The sequence below is a fragment of the Mesorhizobium sp. M7A.F.Ca.MR.148.00.0.0 genome, assembly GCF_003997735.1.
In the GTDB taxonomy this organism is placed as follows: domain Bacteria; phylum Pseudomonadota; class Alphaproteobacteria; order Rhizobiales; family Rhizobiaceae; genus Mesorhizobium.
This window is the reverse complement of sequence record NZ_RZTB01000761.1, coordinates 1-222: the sequence shown is the minus strand read 5'-3', so window position 1 is coordinate 222 and position 222 is coordinate 1. Positions and strand designations below refer to the sequence as shown.

General features: G+C 63.5%; 1 protein-coding gene. It reads right to left on the bottom strand.

Annotated elements, in window-relative coordinates:
• The coding region (locus EOB49_RS36165; protein WP_127383595.1) for an ABC transporter permease subunit at positions 1 to 222 on the bottom strand (222 nt) is incomplete at both ends.

Below are 222 nucleotides of genomic sequence, written 5' to 3'. Positions count from 1 at the left end.
AGTCGGGCGAGGGCGGCTGGATGCCAAAGCCCATGAAGGAGAGCGTGGCGACGGCAAAAATGGCATAGCCGAGCCGCACGGTGGTTTCGACCAGGATCGGCGGGATGACATTGGGCAGGATCTCGACGAACATCGTATGCAGTGCACTTTCATGCCGAAGCTGTGCAGCGGCGACATAGTCGAGCTCGCGTTCGGCCAGCACCGCCGAGCGCACGGTGCGCG